Below are 17,775 nucleotides of genomic sequence, written 5' to 3' on the forward strand. Positions count from 1 at the left end.
GAACGCCGGGATCCATCTGCTCTTGCCCGTCATCCCCGCGAAGGCGGGGATCCATGGACGTTGCCGCTTCGCCTGCGCCGCATCCGACGCCACACCAGCGCCGCGCCCAGCAGCATCGCCGCCGCGCCCAGCAGCCACGGCAACAGCCGCTGGTCCGTGCCCGGCGGCAGCTCGACGACGGTCGAGGCGCGCTCGGCACTGAGCGCCTGCGCCGCCGCTTCCGGCGACAGCAACCAGCGTCCGCCGCGCAGCTCGACCTTGTCGTCCAATGGCGGCAGGTTCAATTCCCGCCAGGTGATGCGGATGTCGCCGACCTGCGGGTCGAGCGGATTCTCGGCGCTGCCCAGGCCATCGCCTTCGGGCTGGAACGACGCCGCCAGGTTGGCGGGCAGGCGCGAGAAATTCGGCCGGAACACCCGCCACTGTCCCAGCGTCTGCAGCACCGCCGCGTCGAGCGGCTTGCCTTCCAGCGTCGCGTCGTCGGACCACCAGCGGCGGTTTTCCAAAGGAAGCTTCTTCGGATTGGCGTGGCCCGGGGCGAACCCCGACGAATCGATCGCCGCCGAGTTCCACACCTTGGTGTAGCCATCGCGACTGGCTCGCCACTGGTACATCTCGACCTTGCGATCCAGGCCGAAACGACGCGTGCCGACACCGAAATCGCGATCGAGCAAGGGCTTGCCCGGTTGCGGCGGATCGAGCGAATCGTCGACCACTGCCGGCTGTGCCCAGGCGGCGCTCATGGCGAGCGCGCAGGCAAGCGACAGCCAGGCCGTCGCTCCGATCCGGGTCATGCGCCCAGCGCCCTCGCCTGCAGTTCGGCAACCTCGTGGGCCGTGCCGAACTTGCCCTTGTCGTCCTGGGTGACCTGCGCCAGCGCGCACTGCGGGTCGTGGGTGAAGAACAGATGCACGTTGCGGCGCAGCTTGTCGGCGAGGAAGGCCTTCTTCTCGTCGATCAGCAATTCGGCGTTGCGGTCGTAGCCCATCGTGATCGGCACGTGCACCCACGGCCGCCCCGGGATGAGGTCGGCGCAGAACACCACGCCACCGTGCGGCTCGCCATCGACCTGGTCCGGCCCGACGATCTCGGCCAGCATCAGCCCCGGCGTATGGCCATCGCTGTAGTGGAAGCGCACCGCGTTGCCCAGCGTGCGCGAGTACTCGCCATCGACCAGCTCTAGGCGGCCGGTGGCTTCCAGCAGACCCGGCAATTCGGGAATGAAACTGGCGCGATCGCGTGGATGCGGATGCAGCGCGCGTTCGTAGTGGCCGCGACCGACGACATAGGTGGCATTGGCAAACAGCAGCTGCGGCGCCTGCCCTTCCTGCCACGGCGCAAGCAGTCCGCCGGCATGGTCGAAATGCAGGTGCGAGAGCACCACCACGTCGATATCCTCCGGCGCGAATCCGGCCGCAGCCAGCGATTGCACGAGCACGTGCTGGTCCTCGACCACGCCATAGCGCTCACGCATTTTCGGCTCGAAGAACGCGCCTATGCCGGTCTCGAACAAGACCGTCTTGCCGGCCAGCGGGCTGGCGAGCAGGGCACGGCAGGCCAGCTCGATGCGGTTTTGTTCATCGGGAGGGGACCACTTCGCCCACATCGCGCGCGGCGCGTTGCCGAACATCGCGCCGCCGTCCAGCTTCTGGCTGTTGCCAAGTATTGACCAGAGTTTCATGGCGCTAGGGTAACTCCACGCGCGTTAGGTTCGCGATAGCGCAGCCGACCTCAGCGCCCTTCGACCGCGCCCTTCCCCACCGGATTGCGCGGATCGCTTCCCGCCTCCAGGACATTGCTGCGCTTGTCCCAGGACACGGTCTGCAGGTTGCCCCAGGTGTTCTCGCCGGCGTTGACCTTGTGGCCCATCGCTTCCAGCGCCGACACTGTCTGCGCATCCAGCGTGTTCTTCTCGGCCGAAATCACGTCCGGCATCCACTGGTGGTGGATGCGCGGCAGCGCCGCGACCTGCTGTGCACCCAGGCCGGCGTCGTAACCCAGAATGCCAAGCAGCACTTCGGTGATGATGCGGCTGCCGCCCGGCGCGCCGATCACCGCCAGCTTGTCCTTGGACTCGATGAAGCTCGGCGTCATCGAGCTGAGCATGCGCTTGCCGGCCGCGGGTGCGTTGGCGGCGAAGCCCATCACGCCGAACGCGTTGGGCGTGCCGGGGCGCAGGGCGAAGTCGTCCATCTCGTTGTTGAGCAGCACGCCGGTGCCCGGTGCGACCATGCCCGAGCCGTACAGCAGGTTGACCGTCTGCGTGGTCGAGACGCGATTGCCGGCGGCGTCGATGATCGAGAAATGCGTGGTCTCGTCGTCTTCCAGCGGCGCCGGCTGGCCCGGCAGCAGATCGCTGGGCGTGGCCTTCTCCGGATGGATCGTCGCGCGCAGGCCGGCGGCATAGTCGGCGCTGACAAGGCGGGCGAGCGGCATCTTCACGAAGTCCGGATCGCCGAGGTAGATCGTGCGGTCGCGGAATGCGCGACGCATCGCTTCGGTGATCACATGGGTGCGGTGCGCGTCGTCGAGCTTGGCCAGATCCCAGCCCGACAGCATCTGCAACATTTCCGCCAATGCCACGCCGCCCGACGACGGCGGCGGCGCGGTGGTCACGGTCCAGTCGCGGTACTGGAAGTGCAGCGGCTCGCGTTCCTTGACGCGGTAGCCGGCCAGTTCCTCTGCACGCCACTGTCCGCCTTCTTCCTTCACGGCGGCGAGCAGTTTTGCCGCGACTTCGCCGCGATAGAAACCGTCGAAGCCCTTCTCGGCGAGCAGTTCCAGCGTGCGCGCCAGATCGGGCTGCTTGAGGATCTCGCCGGCCTTGACCGGAGTGCCGTCGGCCAGGAACACCTCGCGCGTGCCGCGGTAGCGTTCCATCACGTCACGACGGCTGCCGTAGCCGCGCTCGAGTCGCGGATAGACCTCGAAGCCTTCGCGGGCGATGCGGATCGCCGGCGCCAGCGTGGTCTTCAGCGGCAGCCGGCCGTACTTGCCCGACACGTGCACGAGCGCCGCAGGCAGGCCGGGGATGCCGGCCGACCACGGGCCGTTGGTGGCACGGTCGCGGTTGAGCTCACCCTTGTCGTCGAGGTAGGCCGCCGGCGTCGCCGCGGCCACCGCGGTTTCGCGCGCGTCGACGAAGACATCCTTGCCGCTCCTGGCATCGTGCAGCAGGAAGAAGCCGCCACCGCCGATGCCCGAGCTGATCGGTTCGACCACGGCCAGCGTCGCCGATACCGCCACCGCCGCGTCGAAGGCATTGCCACCGGCGCGGATCATCTCCATGCCGGCATCGGTGGCCAGTGCATGGGCGCTGGCGATGGCAACGCCAGGCGGGTGGCCGGCGGGTTGGGCCGCTTTCTGCGCCGCGTGAAGCGGTAGCGTTGCGGTGGTTGCGGTGATCAGCAGACCTGCGGACAACACACTGGCGCTCACCAGCGCACGCAACGCTTGACGCATCATTTCAGCTCCTGCTGCAGGCGCGCGAGCTTGGCCAGCAGCTGTTCATTGGATTCGGGGTGTTCCGCGTCGGGGTCGATGCACTCGACGGGACAGACGACCACGCACTGGGGTTCGTCGAAATGTCCGACGCATTCGGTGCAGCGCGCCGGATCGATCACGTAGATGGTTTCGCCCTGCGAAATCGCCTGGTTCGGACAAGCCGGCTCGCAGACATCGCAGTTGACGCAAAGCTCGTTGATCTTGAGGGACATGGACGTCCTTGGATCCCCGCCTTCGCGGGGATGACGTTCCGGGAGAGGCGTGGCCGCGAAGGCGGCCACGCCCCGGAACGTCACTTGGCTTCGATGAACTCGTACTTCGCGCCCGACGGCTCGACGGCAGCCTTGACGCGCTCGCTGTCGGCGCTGGCGCCGATGAACATCAGGCGCACGCCCTTCATCGTGCCCGGCTGGGCCTGGGCGAACGAGGCGATCGCCAGGTCGGCCGACTTGGCCGAGTTCTGCGAGCCGAACGCCAGCAGCGTGCCTTCGACGCCACCGCGGGCGACGTCGCCCTGCGCCTTCTCCAGCTGGCGGGCGTACTCGCCTTCGAAATCGGCGCCGGCCGGGTCAGGCAGGGTGTACAGGTAGACGTTGGTGGCGCCTTCGATGTTGCGCTTGACCACTTCGGTCAGGTAGGTGTCCCAGGCGGTGCTGTCGGTGCCGGTCGGCGCGGCCAGCGGCGCAACGACGGCGGCGGCGGCCTTGTCTTCGCCCTTGTTGCAGGCAACCAGCAACGGCATCGACAGGCAAGCGAGCAGCAACAGGCGGGTGGTGGTCTTCATCGGGTTCCCCTTCTTGGTTTCAGGTTCGAGCTGGTGGAATTTCAATGGTGGAGCAGGTGGAGGATCTGGATTCTTCGATCGCGTCTGTCTTGGCGCAGTTGCGATCGATCAACGGTGGTTGCGTTGCCATTGCGCCTGCAACGCGGTGGCGACCGCCGGCGGCACGAAACCGGAGACGTCGCCGCCCAGGCGGGAGATCTCGCGCACCAGCGAAGAGGAAATGAAGCCGTACTGTTCGGCCGGCGTCAGAAACAGCGTCTCGACTTCCGGAATCAGGTGGCGGTTCATGCTGGCCAGCTGGAACTCGTATTCGAAGTCCGACACAGCGCGCAGGCCGCGCAGCAGCACGCCGCCGCCGACGTGGTCGACGAAGTGGGCCAGCAGGCTGTCGAAGCCGCGGACCTCGACATTGTCGTGATGGGCCACGGCCTTGCGGGCCAGTTCGACACGCAGGTCCAGTGGCAGTGCCGGGCTCTTGCCCGGGCTCTCGGCGACACCGATGATCAGGCGCTCGAACAGCGGAGCGGCGCGGTCGACCAGGTCGATATGGCCATTGGTGATCGGGTCGAAGGTACCGGGGTAGACGGCGATTCGGTTTCGGGCCACGGTCATTCGGGTCGTCGACAGGTGACGGAAGTGTAACAGTGGCTTAGACCACCCGCCGGTACAGGGCAAATCGGACCTCCCGGGTCCGCCCTTCGCGGTGGAGTCGCCAGTCCGGGGGCAATTGCGGCGCTGCGTCATGCGGCGCCTCCACGTACAGCCAGGCGTCGGCCTTGAGCCTGGCGACGACCATCGGAAGCACGGCTTCCCACAGGCCGGCGGCGAACGGCGGGTCGATGAACGCCAGGTCGAAGGTGGCCTCGGCCTGGCCCGGCAGCCAGGTCAGCGCGTCGGCCTGGACGACCGTCGCGGCCTCGCCCCCGGGCAGGCGTGCGGCCAGCGCGCGCAGGGCATCGGCCAGCCCCGGGTCGCGCTCGACCAGCACCGCGGCGGCGGCGCCACGCGACAGTGCCTCCAGCCCCAGCGCGCCGCTGCCGGCGAACAGATCGAGCACGCGTGCGCCCGGCAGCATCGGCATCAGCCAGTTGAACAGGGTCTCGCGCACCCGGTCCGAGGTCGGCCGCAGACCGGCCACGGCCGGAACGCTGAGACGCGTTCCGCGCCAGCGCCCGCCGATGAGGCGCACCTTGCCCGGGGCCGCAGTGGCCGGCGCGGCGGCAGTGGTGGGATGGCGACGTGGCGGTTTGTTCATCGGGGTCGGGAGGGGGCCGGTGCTAGCATGTGTGCATTCTCGCGCATTCGCCGACATTGCCCTCGATGCTCAGTTTTTTCCGCCGCAAGAAACCCCAGACACCAGCCGAAGCGGCAAAGCCGGGCGCAAGCGAAGGCGCCTACAGCATCGAGGAACTCGCCGCCGCGTTCCCGACGCCACAGGAAGCCGAGCCCGCGCCTGTAGAGCCCGCACCCGTAGAGCCCGCACCCGTAGAGCCCGTCCCCGCGGAAATCATCGCCGCCGCGCTCGATGTCGATCCGGTCGCCCTGCCGCAGGCCGCCCCGCAGGTCGCCCCGGTGGCCGCCCCGGTGGCCGCGACGGTCGAGACGCCAGTCGTCGCCCCCGTCCTGCCGCCCGAAGCCGCCATCGCCGCCCACCCTGTTGTCCCAGCCGCTGCGCCGGGCAAGAACGGCTGGCGCGACCGCCTGCGCGGCAGCAGCTTCGCGCGCAGCTTCAACGGCCTGTTCTCGCGCAACCCCAAGCTCGACGACGACCTGCTCGACGAGATCGAAACCGCACTGATCACCGCCGATGTCGGCGTCGGCGCCACGTCGCAGCTGATCGAGTCCCTGCGCAAGCGCATGAAGGCGCGCGAGTTCGCCGATGCGAAGGCGCTGCTGACCGCCCTGCGCGCCGACCTGCTGACGATGCTGCGCCCGGTCGCCCAGCCGCTGGTGATCGACACCGAAGCCAAGCCGTTCGTGGTGCTGACCGTCGGCGTCAACGGCGTCGGCAAGACCACCACGATCGGCAAGCTCGCCAAGCGCTTCAAGGACGAAAACCGCCCGCTGATGCTCGCCGCCGGCGACACCTTCCGCGCCGCCGCCGTCGCCCAGCTGCAGGCCTGGGGCGATCGCAACGGCGTGCCGGTGGTCGCCCAGGGCCAGAATGCCGATGCCGCTTCGGTCGCCTTCGATGCCCTGCAGGCCGCCAAGGCGCGCGGCACCCAGGTGCTGATCGCCGACACCGCCGGACGCCTGCACACCCAGCAGGGCCTGATGGCCGAACTTGGCAAGATCAAGCGTGTCATCCAGAAACTCGACGTCAATGCACCGCACGAGGTGTTGATGGTGATCGACGGCACCACGGGCCAGAACGCGTTGTCGCAACTGCGCCAGTTCCACGCCGCGGTCGGCGTGACCGGCCTGGTGGTGACCAAGCTCGACGGCACCGCCAAGGGCGGCGTCGTGTTCGCGCTTGCGCGCGAGTTCGGCATCCCGATCCGCTTCGCCGGCATCGGCGAACGCCCGGAAGACCTGCGCGTGTTCGACGCGGAAGCCTTCGTCGACGCCCTGCTGCCAGAGTCGCTCGGCGTCTGACGCCGTCCACGCCACGAATGGCCGCGCCGGAACCCGCCATCCCGCGTCGCCCCTCGCGCCGCAATGCCCTGCTGATCGCGCTGGTCGTGGTGTTCGCGTTGCTCGTGCTGGCATTGCGCTGGGTCGGGCAGCCCAGTCGTGTCGCCGGATTGATCCTCGCGCAGGCCGGCAAGACGCTCGGCCTGGAGATCACCGCTTCCGGCGCCAGCGAGTACCGCCTGCGTGGCACGCCGATGCTGCAGCTTCGCGACGTGGTCGCCCGCCAGCCGGGCGCGCCCACGCCGTTGCTACGCGCCGAGCGCATCGAACTGGAACTTCCCTGGGCGACGATCCGCGCTGCCGGCAATGACCTGACGGTGCGCCGCGTCGAAGTGGATGCGCCGCAACTCGACATCGCCGCGCTGCAGCGCTGGCAAGCCGCGCGCCCGCCGTCGAAGACGCGGATTCCCACGCTTACCGATGGACTGCGCGTGGTGCGCGGCCGCGTCATCGGCGAAGGCTGGTCGGTCGATGCGCTCGCCATTGATCTGCCGTCGCTCCATCCCGATCGCGCCACGGCTGCGCACATCAGCGGTCGCTTCGCCAACGGCACGCTCGCCGCGCTGTTCGATCTCCAGGCAGCAGTGACCCGCCCCGCTCTCAACGCCGGACTCGGCCTCAGCGGCACGGTCGGCGTCGAGTCGCCACCGTGGTCGTTGCCAACGCGCCTGGTCCTGTCCGGACGCGTGCACGACGGCAATGACGGCATGGGCATCGACGTGATCCGCATGGGCGCGGCTGCCCGCTATCGCGATGGCGAGACCGACCTGCCGTTCGTGTTCGGCCTGGCCGGACCACTGCGCCTGCACGCGGGCGAAGTGGGCATGACGCCGCTGGGCCTGGCCCTGCGTGGCCGCGACGCGATCCCGAGCCTGCATGCGCACGGCGCGTTCTCGTTCGGCGACACGCTCGCGTTGCGACTGGACGGGCTGATCGCCGACTGGCCGAAGGCGTGGCCGGCACTGCCGGAGCCGCTGGAGTCCTCCGTGTCGGCGCTACCGTTCAAGTACGAATACAACGGCCGCGCCGACCTGTCGGACACGAGTGCGCTGCAGCTGCAGCGCGACGCCACGCGCTTCGACGGCCAGTTCAGGCTGCCTGAAGTCCTGCAGTGGATCGACAGCATCGACCAGGGCACTCCGCTGCCACCGCTGGCCGGGCATCTGTCGACGCCGAAGCTCGACATCGCCGGCGCGACCCTGGAAGGCGTCGAAGTAGACATCGCCCCCACACCCGGTGAGGCGATGACGCCATGAGCACCCTGCCAACCGATCCGTTCCCGGCGCGCCTGCTCGCCTGGTTCGACATCAGCGGCCGCCACGACCTGCCGTGGCAGCACCCGCGTTCGCCGTATCGTGTCTGGCTCTCGGAGATCATGCTGCAGCAGACCCAGGTGAAGACCGCGGCACCCTACTTCGAACGTTTCGTCGCTGCACTGCCAACGCTGCCCGACCTCGCCGCCGCGCCTCTGGATGACGTGCTCGCGCTGTGGTCCGGCCTGGGCTACTACGCCCGCGCACGCAACCTGCATGCGGCGGCAAAGCGCTGCGTGGAACTGCACGGCGGCGACCTGCCGCGCGACCTCGATGCACTCACCGCCCTGCCCGGCATCGGCCGCAGCACCGCCGCGGCGATCGCCTCGCAGGCGTGGGGCGAGCGTTGCGCGATCCTCGACGGCAACGTCAAGCGCGTGCTCACCCGCTATCACGGTATCGACGGTTATCCCGGCCTGCCGGCAGTCGAAAAGAAGCTGTGGACGCTGGCCGAGGACCACGTCGACCGCGCGCAACTGCCACCCCTGCGGATGGCCGACTACACCCAGGCGCAGATGGATCTCGGCGCGACCTTGTGCACGCGTGCCGATCCGGCCTGCGTGATCTGCCCGATGCAGGACGACTGCGTTGCCCGCCGCGAAGGTCGCGTCGCTGAACTGCCGACGCCCAAGCCCGGCAAGACGCCGCCGCAGAAGTACGCGCACGTGCTGTGGGCCGAAGACGGCGACGGCCGCATCCTGTTGCAACGGCGGCCGCCCAGCGGCATCTGGGCATCGCTGTGGACACTGCCGCAAGCCGAGGACGATGCGCTCGCGCAGGACTGGTTCCGCCAGCACCTGACCGGCGACTACGCACGGGCGCAGGTGCTCGCGCCCATCGACCACGCTTTCAGCCACTACAAGCTGCAGCTGCAGCCACTGCGCTGGCGCGGCACCGCACTGCGCAGCCGGATCGGCGACAATGACGACCTGCGCTGGGTCGCACGCGCAGAACTGGGCGCGATCGGCATTCCAGCACCGATCCGCAAACTGCTGGAAACCAGCGCCCGGGAACCTTGACCATGCCCCGCACCGTCTACTGCGAATACGAGAAGCGCGAAACCGAGGGCCTGGACTTTGTGCCGTGGCCGGGCGAGCTGGGCAAGCGCATCTTTGCCCACATCGGCAAACCCGCCTGGGCGGCGTGGCTGGCGCACCAGACCATGCTGATCAACGAGAACCGGCTGTCGCCGCTCGATCCCAAGCATCGCGCCTTCCTCGCAGGCGAGATGGAAAAGTTCCTGTTCGGCGGCGGCGCCGCCAAGCCCGAAGGCTACGTCGAACCGGAAAGCTGAGGCGTCAGGTCTTCTCGCGTTCGGCTGTCTGCGCGGCGCGCTTCTCGCTTTCGGCCTGCTTGAGCGCCTTGGCATCGACCGGACGGATTTCCTTGATCCAGCACGGCATGCCATTGGTCGACCGGCCCAGCACGATGACCTTGTCGAAGTTCTGGTAGACCCGCCCGGACTGGTTGGTCAGCGATACGGCCTGGGCGAAGTCCAGGTCCGTGCAGGTGCCCTTGAGTTCAAGCAGGTAGACCTCGCTGGGCCGGGTCCACACGGCGAGTGCGGAATCGCCCAGCGGCGTCCAGCCGTCGAGGCGGCCGAAGTACTGGAAGTTGGACACCGGCGCGCCGGCGTGGGCGCGGTACAGCGCGAGGCGGTCGGTATCGGTGATGCGGGATTCGGCGGCGCAGGCGCTGGCACTGGCAACAAAGATGGCCAGACAGGCCAGAAGCACGGCTTTCATGATGGTCTCCTGCAGCGCACGGGCTGCCTGATGGGACGCAGCACAATCTTGCACCGCCCCGCGTCCGCCGCTGCAGCCGGGCGCGAACCCGTTCAGCGCACATCCGGCTTGCCATGCCCGCCCGCGATCCGTATCATTCCGCTCCTCGCACGGCCTGACCGTCGCGGAATGGCCGGGTAGCTCAGTTGGTAGAGCAGGGGATTGAAAATCCCCGTGTCGGGGGTTCGATTCCCTCCCCGGCCACCATTGTTCAAACGCAGACCCTGCAAGGCTTTCAGCGCTTTGCGGGGTTTTTCGTTTCTGGACGTGATCGACCGCGTAGTAGGCAGATAGCAGGTCGAAGCAGCCACTCGGACAGCAGGCTCAGCTACCGGGCATTGGAAGGCGCACATTGATGCCCTGCCTGCGATCAACGCGGCTCCCTGGCAGAACGAAATTCCTCGCTTTGCTGGTTTATATCCGCTCGTAGATCGGCGCCCAACAAGTAATGCGCCGTGCGGGCGCCCTACTCAAAGTCCCTTTAAGACTTTCTGGGTGTATGGCTCTGAGAGCAAGTAGCGTTTCGCTCTAGGTGCTCGAAGTGTGCGGCCGCATGGCCCCCCGCCCTGTGTGGCCGAACGGGTTCATTGCATTCAGTGCAGCGGAAGTCAGCTACCTGCCCCGCCTCCTTCATGTCAATCGCCGCCTCAATGCTTATATGCGCCCGCTCTAGAAGGCACGAAATCATCTTTGCCATGTTTTGAGTTTCCGAATTGATGGTGCGGCGACCCTACTGACGCGCACTCGATGCCCAAGTGGGGCCAGCCCATTGCTGGCCCCATCCCATCTAGTTAGGCTTCGGTCCTGCGGCTCGGCAGACCGGTGGCCCAGCGAATCATGTCCCCGAGAATGGGGAAGATGTCGTTGTGCTTGGCGCCGAAGCGCATGTAGTCGCCCTGCATTGACCCGACGTCCCGGTTGACTCCGGCGACCTCTTCGGGAAGGTAATCAGCCAGCCCCTGCAAACCGGCATCCAACCGCTCCCCCGGACTGAGTGCGTAGAAATTCCACATGGGATTCTTATGCGAGAAATCCACGGACGGGATGCGTTCCAGAAACTGCTGGAACAAGTCATCGGCCTCAGCGGGGCGACGGTTATTGAAGTTCAGGTCATACGCAATCTTTGCAAGCGCTTTCAGCACGACCGCCTGGGCGGCGACCGTCTTCTCCTTCGCCTGATGGGTACCAAAATCCGGGATCTCAATAATCCGGCTCCACAGGTCCAGAACAACCTGTTCGCGAGGCTCGATCACTGCTGGTGTCGCTCCAGCGACATTGCCCTTGTTCAAGAAGGCAATGGCATTGACTGCGACCATGTCCTTCAGAAGCACCGCGCCGGAGTCCTGAGACCAGTCCTTCGGCTCGCTGTCGGTAAGCGCGACTCCGAGCTCCCCTGACAGCTTGTGCTTGATGAAGAGCGTAATGGGGTTCGAGCCATCGAACTGAAACGCCAGAGAAGGATCGACCTTTTTCCCAAGGCGATTGAGGTCATGGAACAACTGACGCTCCTGCTCGATGTCCAGCCCCAGGTGCACTTCAACAGTCAAGGTCGCATAGGAACGCGCGGCTTCATAAGCCTCGTTCCAGACAAGCATCTCCTCTTCAGTGACGGGCTTGCCCTTCTCGACAAAGAGGACGGCACCCTTGCCAGGGTACTTGCCCGACTGGCGCACCATATCCAGGAATGTCATGGCCATGTCGGCTGCGTGGCGACGATGCTGCCCATCCACCACCCAGAGGGTATGACGCTCCGACAAGTAGACCTTGAACGAGGCAGTTTCACCTGCGGCCGTTTCGAGGCGGAACCCACGGATGCCGCCCTGGCCAGTGCCGCCCGGCGGAACGTTCCGGATGTTGCATACCAAAGGCTGCAGGGAGAAGTAGGACTGCTCACCAAGCATGCGGAGGAGCGTGTCGAACGTTTCAGGCACCTCCTTGCCAGCGACCACGCGCCGCATCTTCGCGGCAGAGATGAGGCCCTTCACCATATACACGGCGAGCTTTTTTGCGTGACCCTCATCCAACTGCCGCTGCGCGACAGGTCCAGCCTCCCTGTCATTCGCGACATCCGAGATGTCGGCGAACTTCCGGAAGGGCACCGACATCGTGAATACGCGATGCCCCAAGTTGTGGCCGATGAAGACATTGAACGGGGTCTCGTTGACGTCGCCCGCGTCCGCGAGACTGTCGAGACTTTCGAGGCCCTGGGGTGATCCAGTGCCAACGAGAGGGGTGGGCATTTCGCCAATCTTCGAGTACATAGTTATCTCCTGGTAGTTGTTTGCAGCTTCCACTCGTGGCTAGGATTCCTACGTCACTCGCCCCGGGTGCCAGGCAATAATGCCCCATGGATGATTTTTCTGTCAAGAAATTTCATCCATGGGGTATTTTTTTTTGATGCCATGGACAAACATCCATATCTGTCAATGACTTGCGGATCGAGCGATCCGCGTGGAACGCTGGGTCGTGAGCGCCGTCCTGGGTGCGCGCGCAGTCCATTGGCCTGCCAGCCAGAAATCATCCAGCGCTGGCATGCGGCTTCCACATGACACATTAAATGTGTTACATAAATAACCACACATTTAGTGAGTGACGGACATGGACGCTAAGTTCGGTTCCATCTTCGGCCAAGCACGGCTCGGAGCCGGGTTCGCGCAACAGGCAGAGCTGGCTTCTGCGTTGGGCGTCCGCCAGCAAACGGTCAGCCGATGGGAGCGAGGCACATCAAGGCCACGCGCAGATCAGATACCCGGAATTGCTGAAGTACTGGGGATCGAAGCCGACGTCCTGCTCCTCGCGGCCGGGTACGCAACCCTTTCACCCCCTCAGCTAAGCCTCGATCGACCCTGGCCTCTGGACGCGCTGCCGCCGGAAACATTTGAGCGATTCTGCGTCGAGTTCGTGACCCTGCTACACGGCGACGACGCGGAGGTACACCCCTACGGCGCACAGGGACACACTCAATACGGCATCGACATCGACGCCATACACGTCGATGGGACCAGAACAACCTACCAGTGCAAAAGACATTCCTCATTCGGGCCTAAGAAGGTAGCTGCTGCAGTCATGGCGCAGACCATCCCTGCGGAAAGGAAGGTCATTCTTCTGAGCAGCTCCGCAAGCCCCCAAGCACGCGAAGAGGCCAAGAAGCACCAAGGTTGGCAGCTTTGGGACCGGGAAGACATCAGCCGCAAGGCCAGGATTGAACTCACCAAGCGCAGCCAAATGCTGCTGGTGGACACCTTCTTCGTGGGCCAGCGAATGGCGCTCCTCGGCGAGCAGGAGCCCTCACCCTGGCAAACTCCCGAAGCATTCTTTTCCGGACAGATTGAATCGACACGAGGCTTCTCACACTCCTGGGCGCTTCAGGGTCGCGAGCAAGAGCTTGGAGAACTAGTTGCGTTTGCGAACAGCACGACGCCCTCAGCAATATTCCTCCTCGGCAATGGAGGCACAGGGAAGTCACGCATCCTGAAGGCGCTCTCGGATCAAATTGCCACAACAACTCCTCGTCGGACGATCTACTTCCTAAGCCGGGAGCCCCTGAAGGCCAAAGACTTTGAAGCCCTCGGCTCAAACTCCAAGCTCCTGATCTGCGACGATGCACACGACCGTGACGACCTCGGGCTGCTTGCGGACTTTGTTGCAAACCCCAGGAACAAGAGCCGCCTGATCTTCTCTCTCAGGACCTACGGCATGCAGCATGTGCTGCAGCAAACGCGCGCCATCGGCCTAACTGAAACTTCCAGGATTGAGCTGCAACGCCTTTCGAAGCCCGACAGCGAGCAACTAGCCACACAGGCCTTGGAACGATTTAAGGCGCCAGTGGACTACGCGCAACGCTTGGCCGCCTACACGCGGGACTGCCCACTCGCCACTGTAATCGGGGCCCAGATCCTCGCCCAGGATAAGTCTCTTCCCGAATTCCTCATTGACGAGGAAGCGTTCCGCAATGAACTACTGCGACGACTTGTCGAAACCACCGTAGACGGCGTCAGCTCCAAGATGAACGCCAGCGCGGTTAACGCAATTCTCGGCGCCATCGCCCTGCTACAGCCGATCAAGGAAGACGATGCGCTGCTCATCAACTCTCTTGGAAATATCGCCAATGTTCCTCCACACGAAGTAACTCGAATCCTGAAGCGCCTGCGCGAAGCCGGTGTGCTCTTTGAGCGAGGCCCCGTAAGCCGGATCGCGCCGGACCTGCTTGGGGATTTCCTAGTCGAAGATCACTGCATCAGCTCCGCTGGCCAATCAACCGGCTTCGCGGCGACGGTATTCGACGCAGCACCAGATGCCTATGCAGAGAATATCCTGGTGAATTTCGGCAGGCTGGACTGGCGCAAGTCCAGCGGCGCGACGCGAAACAGTCGTCTACTCGATGAGCTCTGGTTACGCCTCAAGTGGCACGACAAGTACAGCAACCCCCATATTCGGGCCGCGGCTGCGGTGGCCTACTACCAGCCACGCCAGGCATTGGATTTTGCCCGTCGAATGCTGCAAGAGAGCCGCACCGACAAGTCCATTGCAGACATCCTGCGCAACGCTGCCTACGACTTCGACCACCTTCGTGAGGCCTGCCAGATGCTCTGGGAAATGGGCCGGAACGACAACAAGCCACTCAACCAAGAGCCATCCCATGGCATCCGCGTACTGAGCGAATTGGCGTCACCTGAACCTCAGAAGCCAGTTCGCTACATGGACCAAGTCGTCGACTTTGGGCTATCGCTGATCCCATACGAAGATAGCTGGGAGGGCATCCACACCCCCCTGAGCTTCCTAACCGGCGCCCTACAGACCGAGGGCCACACAACCCACTCGACACATAGAGCAATAGCAATGAGCCCATTCCTGGTATCGCAGCCAGGCGTCGCTCCCGTACGAAAGAAAGTCGTCGATGCTTGTATCGGATTGCTGTCCCATCCAAACACGGACCGAGCCTTGGCCGCAGCACGGGTTCTCCAGGACGCACTGAGACGACCTCACGGACTCCTTGGAGCAACCGTCGATGAGCGCACATTGAACCAGTGGGAGTCCGAGTTTACTGGGACGCTCACTGCGATCATCTCGGAACTTGATGCCAAGAAGATCGCACCTGCCGTACTGGTTAAGGTCGCGATTTCGACGAGTTGGCACTCAAACTACGGCTCCGGCAAATCGAAGACTCTGGCGAGGCAGATTCAGTCCCGCTTGGATGAGAGCCTTGACCTTAGGACAGCGCGCCTGCTGATGGATGGGTGGGGACACCTGACCGAGCGCCTTGGGAGTGGACACCGCGCGCGACACTCACAGGTTCTCGAAAAATTTGTAGTTGAGGTGACGACGGAACCAAGTGGCGCGAAGGACGCGTATGAGCTCATTGAGCACCAGCTAAAGGACGTACTGCTGGACGCAGACTCCTCCCCCCAGATCCTCATCGCCGAGCTCATCCGTCATTCCAGCGACTACGCCAGGGAGCTACTGCACACTGCCATGAGCAATGGCGGCCATGTTTCCAGCAGGTACTCAGGGGCCGCATTGGCCAAACTCCTGCTAGATCAAGACAAATTAGCTCTCCTCGTCGTAGAAGATGCACTGAACACAAACGACGAGGCGCTCCTGTCGATGGCAGCGGAAGCTTATGCAAACTACTCACCGGCTAGCTACGCGCCCGCCGACGTCCAGGTCGTGCGCGCCATCACTCAATCGAATCGGCAACGAGTTCAAATGTGGGCGCCACACGTTGTGAGGCAAGTGTCTCAGGTGGACATCGACCTCGCACTTGAGCTGACGGTATCCGCAGATTTTGGAGGAACTCAGCGACTCGCGCATGACTACCTAATGTGGATCGGCGATGAGAATGTAATGCCGTTTGATCGAATAGACGTTTCGTGTGTAGAAGCGATCCTCGAGAAGCTCGTCGCACTATCGGAGATCGATGACTATTGGATTCAAGAGTTCGTCAAGCGAGCACTGAAGCACTACCCGGATACCGTCATCGAGTTCCTAATTGCTCGAGTACACGTGGCACTAGATCGTGGGGATTGGTCGTACAGACCTGTGCCGTGGTCCTCAAGCTTGCGCGGCGGGTTTGGCCTGATGCTTCAATCGAACGCGCACAGGTGGCTTCGACGCTTGTTCGATTGGGCGCTTGCGCAAGAGCTGGCAGGCGAAAGCGTCCTTTCTTGGTTTGGCGATCTGGTTAGGGCGCTTTGCAACGTTAATGACCCGGCCTTTATTGACTTCTTCCGTCAATGGATAGAAGGCGCCGGGCGTGCGGGCTCTCCGATCACAGTTGCTGTCATTCGGGAAGCGCCTCAGGATTTCGTATTCATGCATCAAGATCTTGTGATCTGGATGCTGCGCATGGCGCGAAGCCAAGGAATTGACGCCTTGAACAAGGCGAGTAGCGCCTTGTTCGCATCGGCTGTCACCGGGTCACGTTCCGGTACGCCAGGCGAGCCGTTCCCAAAAGATTTGGCATTGAGGGACCGGGCAGCCGATGTTCTCTCCGGTCTAACGAGGCAAGAACCCGCCTACGAGCTGTACTCACTCCTACATAGGCACGCCCTGCAGGCAATCGAACAGCAAGAGGAAGAGGGACGCATCATGGATGAGGCAGATGAGTGAGGAAATCAGAATTTGCACCTGCCCCTGTGAATGCGCGCGACTGAAGGTACCCGCAAGTAAGCCTGGAGAGCCAAGCCCTCAGGCCGGCGGCCAAGTGCCTCTGCAGATTGCCGCACTGAGTCAACCGATAGGCACCCTAGGTCCGACTAATAGGCCATGAAGAGGTTTAGACAATCGGGCCTTCCAGCAATCGACGAATGTCGGCATCTGCGACCACGAACGTCATATTCCGCTGGTCACTTCTTCCTACGCGGCCGCCTCCACTCACTGAGAAAGCCCTTTCCATGTTGACGGCACCGCACCTCGTACCGCGGATCGAACTTGCTAGTAGGACCAGAGTAGCCGGGTGGAAAGTCTGAATCCTGTTCCAGGTCGTAATACATAGCCATTCCAAGCGAGCACTGTTCATCACCATCCCTGTAGATCAGAAACGGGTCATCCCCTAGATCGCCGGAAGGACGTGAGGGAGGGTCTGGGAAAAGCCGGGAACCAGCGCTCATTGCCGCCGCTCCGTCCTACCCGCGGTAGCAGGAGTCAGCCCCAACGCCTCCAACAGGCGCACAGTGTGCGCAGAAAGCCGGAGCGCGGCCCGTAGGTTCGGGTTGAATACTGATCCACGCTCTCCCGGGACCAGAATCCCGCCTCGCCACGCGCCTTGTACAGCGGCGTCGTAGGCAGCAATTGAATGGACGGTCATGGCAACCAGCACCGAGTCCGATGACCGCAAATGGCCCCTCGGAGCGACGCTGACCAGATGGCGCCAAATGATCGCGTGGTCCTCACTCATGCCAGGTGGCGCAAGGTCTAGCGCGCCAACCGCGGAGTTGGAACTGACATTGGACTTCACAACATGAAGCTCGGGCTTTCGACCTCTCATAGCGACCTCCGCAAATTTCCCAATTTCGGACTTTATGCAAGCGCGCGCGCCCCCTCCGGTAGGACGGTGGGCCCAGGTGTTTCATCAGCCCCCCGGGTTCTACCCCGCTAACACGGACACTTCAGTTAAGCCCCATCATGGGGCAGGAGGAGTGTCATGCGACAGCGGAAAAGATACAGCGAAGAGTTCAAGCGTGAGGCCGTGGGCCTGACCCGGCTGCCAGGGGCGAACGTTTCGCAGATTGCCCGTGATCTTGGCATCGGGGCCAAC

General features: G+C 64.1%; 15 protein-coding genes and 1 tRNA gene. 7 read left to right on the top strand and 9 right to left on the bottom strand.

All coding sequences use genetic code 11. The features are described from left to right. Window positions 1-29 precede the first annotated feature (29 nt). The 7 genes from AC1DER_RS05855 to rsmD form a co-directional block, all read right to left on the bottom strand. Window positions 30-794, bottom strand: coding sequence for a TMEM43 family protein (locus AC1DER_RS05855; protein WP_477248143.1), 765 nt, complete (start codon window positions 792-794; stop codon window positions 30-32). Further along, window positions 791-1,681 carry an MBL fold metallo-hydrolase gene (locus tag AC1DER_RS05860; RefSeq protein ID WP_441815108.1) on the bottom strand — a complete coding sequence of 297 codons (891 nt, stop codon included), beginning with the start codon at window positions 1,679-1,681 and terminating at the stop codon, window positions 791-793. The genes AC1DER_RS05855 and AC1DER_RS05860 overlap by 4 nt, the downstream gene beginning before the upstream one ends. A 50-nt stretch (window positions 1,682-1,731) precedes the next feature. Next, a complete protein-coding gene (gene ggt, locus AC1DER_RS05865; protein WP_477248145.1) occupies window positions 1,732-3,465 on the bottom strand; it encodes a gamma-glutamyltransferase in 1,734 nt (577 codons plus the stop codon). Continuing rightward, window positions 3,462-3,716 carry a YfhL family 4Fe-4S dicluster ferredoxin gene (locus AC1DER_RS05870; protein WP_441815110.1) on the bottom strand — a complete coding sequence of 85 codons (255 nt, stop codon included), beginning with the start codon at window positions 3,714-3,716 and terminating at the stop codon, window positions 3,462-3,464. The genes ggt and AC1DER_RS05870 overlap by 4 nt, the downstream gene beginning before the upstream one ends. An 80-nt stretch (window positions 3,717-3,796) precedes the next feature. Beyond that, window positions 3,797-4,288 carry a hypothetical protein gene (locus tag AC1DER_RS05875; protein ID WP_477248571.1) on the bottom strand — a complete coding sequence of 164 codons (492 nt, stop codon included), beginning with the start codon at window positions 4,286-4,288 and terminating at the stop codon, window positions 3,797-3,799. A gap of 108 nt (window positions 4,289-4,396) precedes the next feature. Further along, complete coding sequence (gene coaD / locus AC1DER_RS05880) at window positions 4,397-4,900, bottom strand: pantetheine-phosphate adenylyltransferase (protein WP_441815112.1); 504 nt, start codon at window positions 4,898-4,900, stop codon at window positions 4,397-4,399. Window positions 4,901-4,937: 37 nt separating this feature from the next. Beyond that, window positions 4,938-5,543 carry a 16S rRNA (guanine(966)-N(2))-methyltransferase RsmD gene (rsmD, locus tag AC1DER_RS05885; RefSeq protein ID WP_477357736.1) on the bottom strand — a complete coding sequence of 202 codons (606 nt, stop codon included), beginning with the start codon at window positions 5,541-5,543 and terminating at the stop codon, window positions 4,938-4,940. 65 nt (window positions 5,544-5,608) lie between these two features. Here rsmD and ftsY point away from each other — a divergent pair, with 65 nt between their 5' ends. Genes ftsY through AC1DER_RS05905 form a run of 4 tightly spaced genes read left to right on the top strand, consistent with a single transcriptional unit; the run spans window position 5,609 to window position 9,529 of the window. After that, the gene (ftsY, locus tag AC1DER_RS05890; RefSeq protein WP_477248338.1) at window positions 5,609-6,883 is read left to right on the top strand and encodes a signal recognition particle-docking protein FtsY; all 1,275 of its coding nucleotides are present in this window, start codon (window positions 5,609-5,611) and stop codon (window positions 6,881-6,883) included. A 17-nt stretch (window positions 6,884-6,900) separates the two neighbouring features. Beyond that, window positions 6,901-8,178, top strand: a complete 1,278-nt coding sequence (locus tag AC1DER_RS05895; protein ID WP_477248336.1) for an AsmA family protein — start codon at window positions 6,901-6,903, stop codon at window positions 8,176-8,178. Further along, window positions 8,175-9,254, top strand: a complete 1,080-nt coding sequence (mutY, locus tag AC1DER_RS05900) for an A/G-specific adenine glycosylase (RefSeq protein WP_477248334.1) — start codon at window positions 8,175-8,177, stop codon at window positions 9,252-9,254. The genes AC1DER_RS05895 and mutY overlap by 4 nt, the downstream gene beginning before the upstream one ends. 2 nt (window positions 9,255-9,256) lie before the next feature. Then, window positions 9,257-9,529 (top strand): oxidative damage protection protein, encoded by a 273-nt coding sequence (locus AC1DER_RS05905; RefSeq protein ID WP_477248332.1) that lies wholly within the window; start codon window positions 9,257-9,259, stop codon window positions 9,527-9,529. A gap of 4 nt (window positions 9,530-9,533) precedes the next feature. Here AC1DER_RS05905 and AC1DER_RS05910 read toward each other — a convergent pair whose 3' ends face one another. After that, the gene (locus AC1DER_RS05910; protein ID WP_441815118.1) at window positions 9,534-9,980 is read right to left on the bottom strand and encodes a DUF6491 family protein; all 447 of its coding nucleotides are present in this window, start codon (window positions 9,978-9,980) and stop codon (window positions 9,534-9,536) included. Window positions 9,981-10,150: 170 nt separating this feature from the next. On the opposite strand from AC1DER_RS05910, the gene AC1DER_RS05915 reads away from it, so the two are divergent. Next, window positions 10,151-10,226: transfer RNA gene (locus AC1DER_RS05915), tRNA-Phe, on the top strand. A 584-nt stretch (window positions 10,227-10,810) separates the two neighbouring features. Here the strand turns inward: AC1DER_RS05915 and AC1DER_RS05920 are convergent. Next, window positions 10,811-12,280, bottom strand: a complete 1,470-nt coding sequence (locus AC1DER_RS05920) for a DNA sulfur modification protein DndB (RefSeq protein ID WP_477248330.1) — start codon at window positions 12,278-12,280, stop codon at window positions 10,811-10,813. A 337-nt stretch (window positions 12,281-12,617) separates the two neighbouring features. On the opposite strand from AC1DER_RS05920, the gene AC1DER_RS05925 reads away from it, so the two are divergent. After that, entirely contained in the window at window positions 12,618-16,628 is a 4,011-nt protein-coding gene (locus AC1DER_RS05925) for a helix-turn-helix domain-containing protein (RefSeq protein WP_477248328.1), read from the top strand. 1,033 nt (window positions 16,629-17,661) lie between these two features. Further along, on the top strand, window positions 17,662-17,775 hold a 114-nt coding region (locus AC1DER_RS05930), incomplete at its 3' end, for a transposase (RefSeq protein WP_477357748.1).

The organism is Lysobacter sp. 05T417 (assembly GCF_056396405.1).

Bases quoted from the DNA above. Each gene is read 5' to 3' on its own strand.
- AC1DER_RS05855 (WP_477248143.1), bottom strand. From the start codon at position 794: ATGACCCGGATCGGAGCGACGGCCTGGCTGTCGCTTGCCTGCGCGCTC.
- AC1DER_RS05860 (WP_441815108.1), bottom strand. From the start codon at position 1,681: ATGAAACTCTGGTCAATACTTGGCAACAGCCAGAAGCTGGACGGCGGC.
- ggt (WP_477248145.1), bottom strand. From the start codon at position 3,465: ATGATGCGTCAAGCGTTGCGTGCGCTGGTGAGCGCCAGTGTGTTGTCC.
- AC1DER_RS05870 (WP_441815110.1), bottom strand. From the start codon at position 3,716: ATGTCCCTCAAGATCAACGAGCTTTGCGTCAACTGCGATGTCTGCGAG.
- AC1DER_RS05875 (WP_477248571.1), bottom strand. From the start codon at position 4,288: ATGAAGACCACCACCCGCCTGTTGCTGCTCGCTTGCCTGTCGATGCCG.
- coaD (WP_441815112.1), bottom strand. From the start codon at position 4,900: ATGACCGTGGCCCGAAACCGAATCGCCGTCTACCCCGGTACCTTCGAC.
- rsmD (WP_477357736.1), bottom strand. From the start codon at position 5,543: ATGAACAAACCGCCACGTCGCCATCCCACCACTGCCGCCGCGCCGGCC.
- ftsY (WP_477248338.1), top strand. From the start codon at position 5,609: ATGCTCAGTTTTTTCCGCCGCAAGAAACCCCAGACACCAGCCGAAGCG.
- AC1DER_RS05895 (WP_477248336.1), top strand. From the start codon at position 6,901: ATGGCCGCGCCGGAACCCGCCATCCCGCGTCGCCCCTCGCGCCGCAAT.
- mutY (WP_477248334.1), top strand. From the start codon at position 8,175: ATGAGCACCCTGCCAACCGATCCGTTCCCGGCGCGCCTGCTCGCCTGG.
- AC1DER_RS05905 (WP_477248332.1), top strand. From the start codon at position 9,257: ATGCCCCGCACCGTCTACTGCGAATACGAGAAGCGCGAAACCGAGGGC.
- AC1DER_RS05910 (WP_441815118.1), bottom strand. From the start codon at position 9,980: ATGAAAGCCGTGCTTCTGGCCTGTCTGGCCATCTTTGTTGCCAGTGCC.
- AC1DER_RS05920 (WP_477248330.1), bottom strand. From the start codon at position 12,280: ATGTACTCGAAGATTGGCGAAATGCCCACCCCTCTCGTTGGCACTGGA.
- AC1DER_RS05925 (WP_477248328.1), top strand. From the start codon at position 12,618: ATGGACGCTAAGTTCGGTTCCATCTTCGGCCAAGCACGGCTCGGAGCC.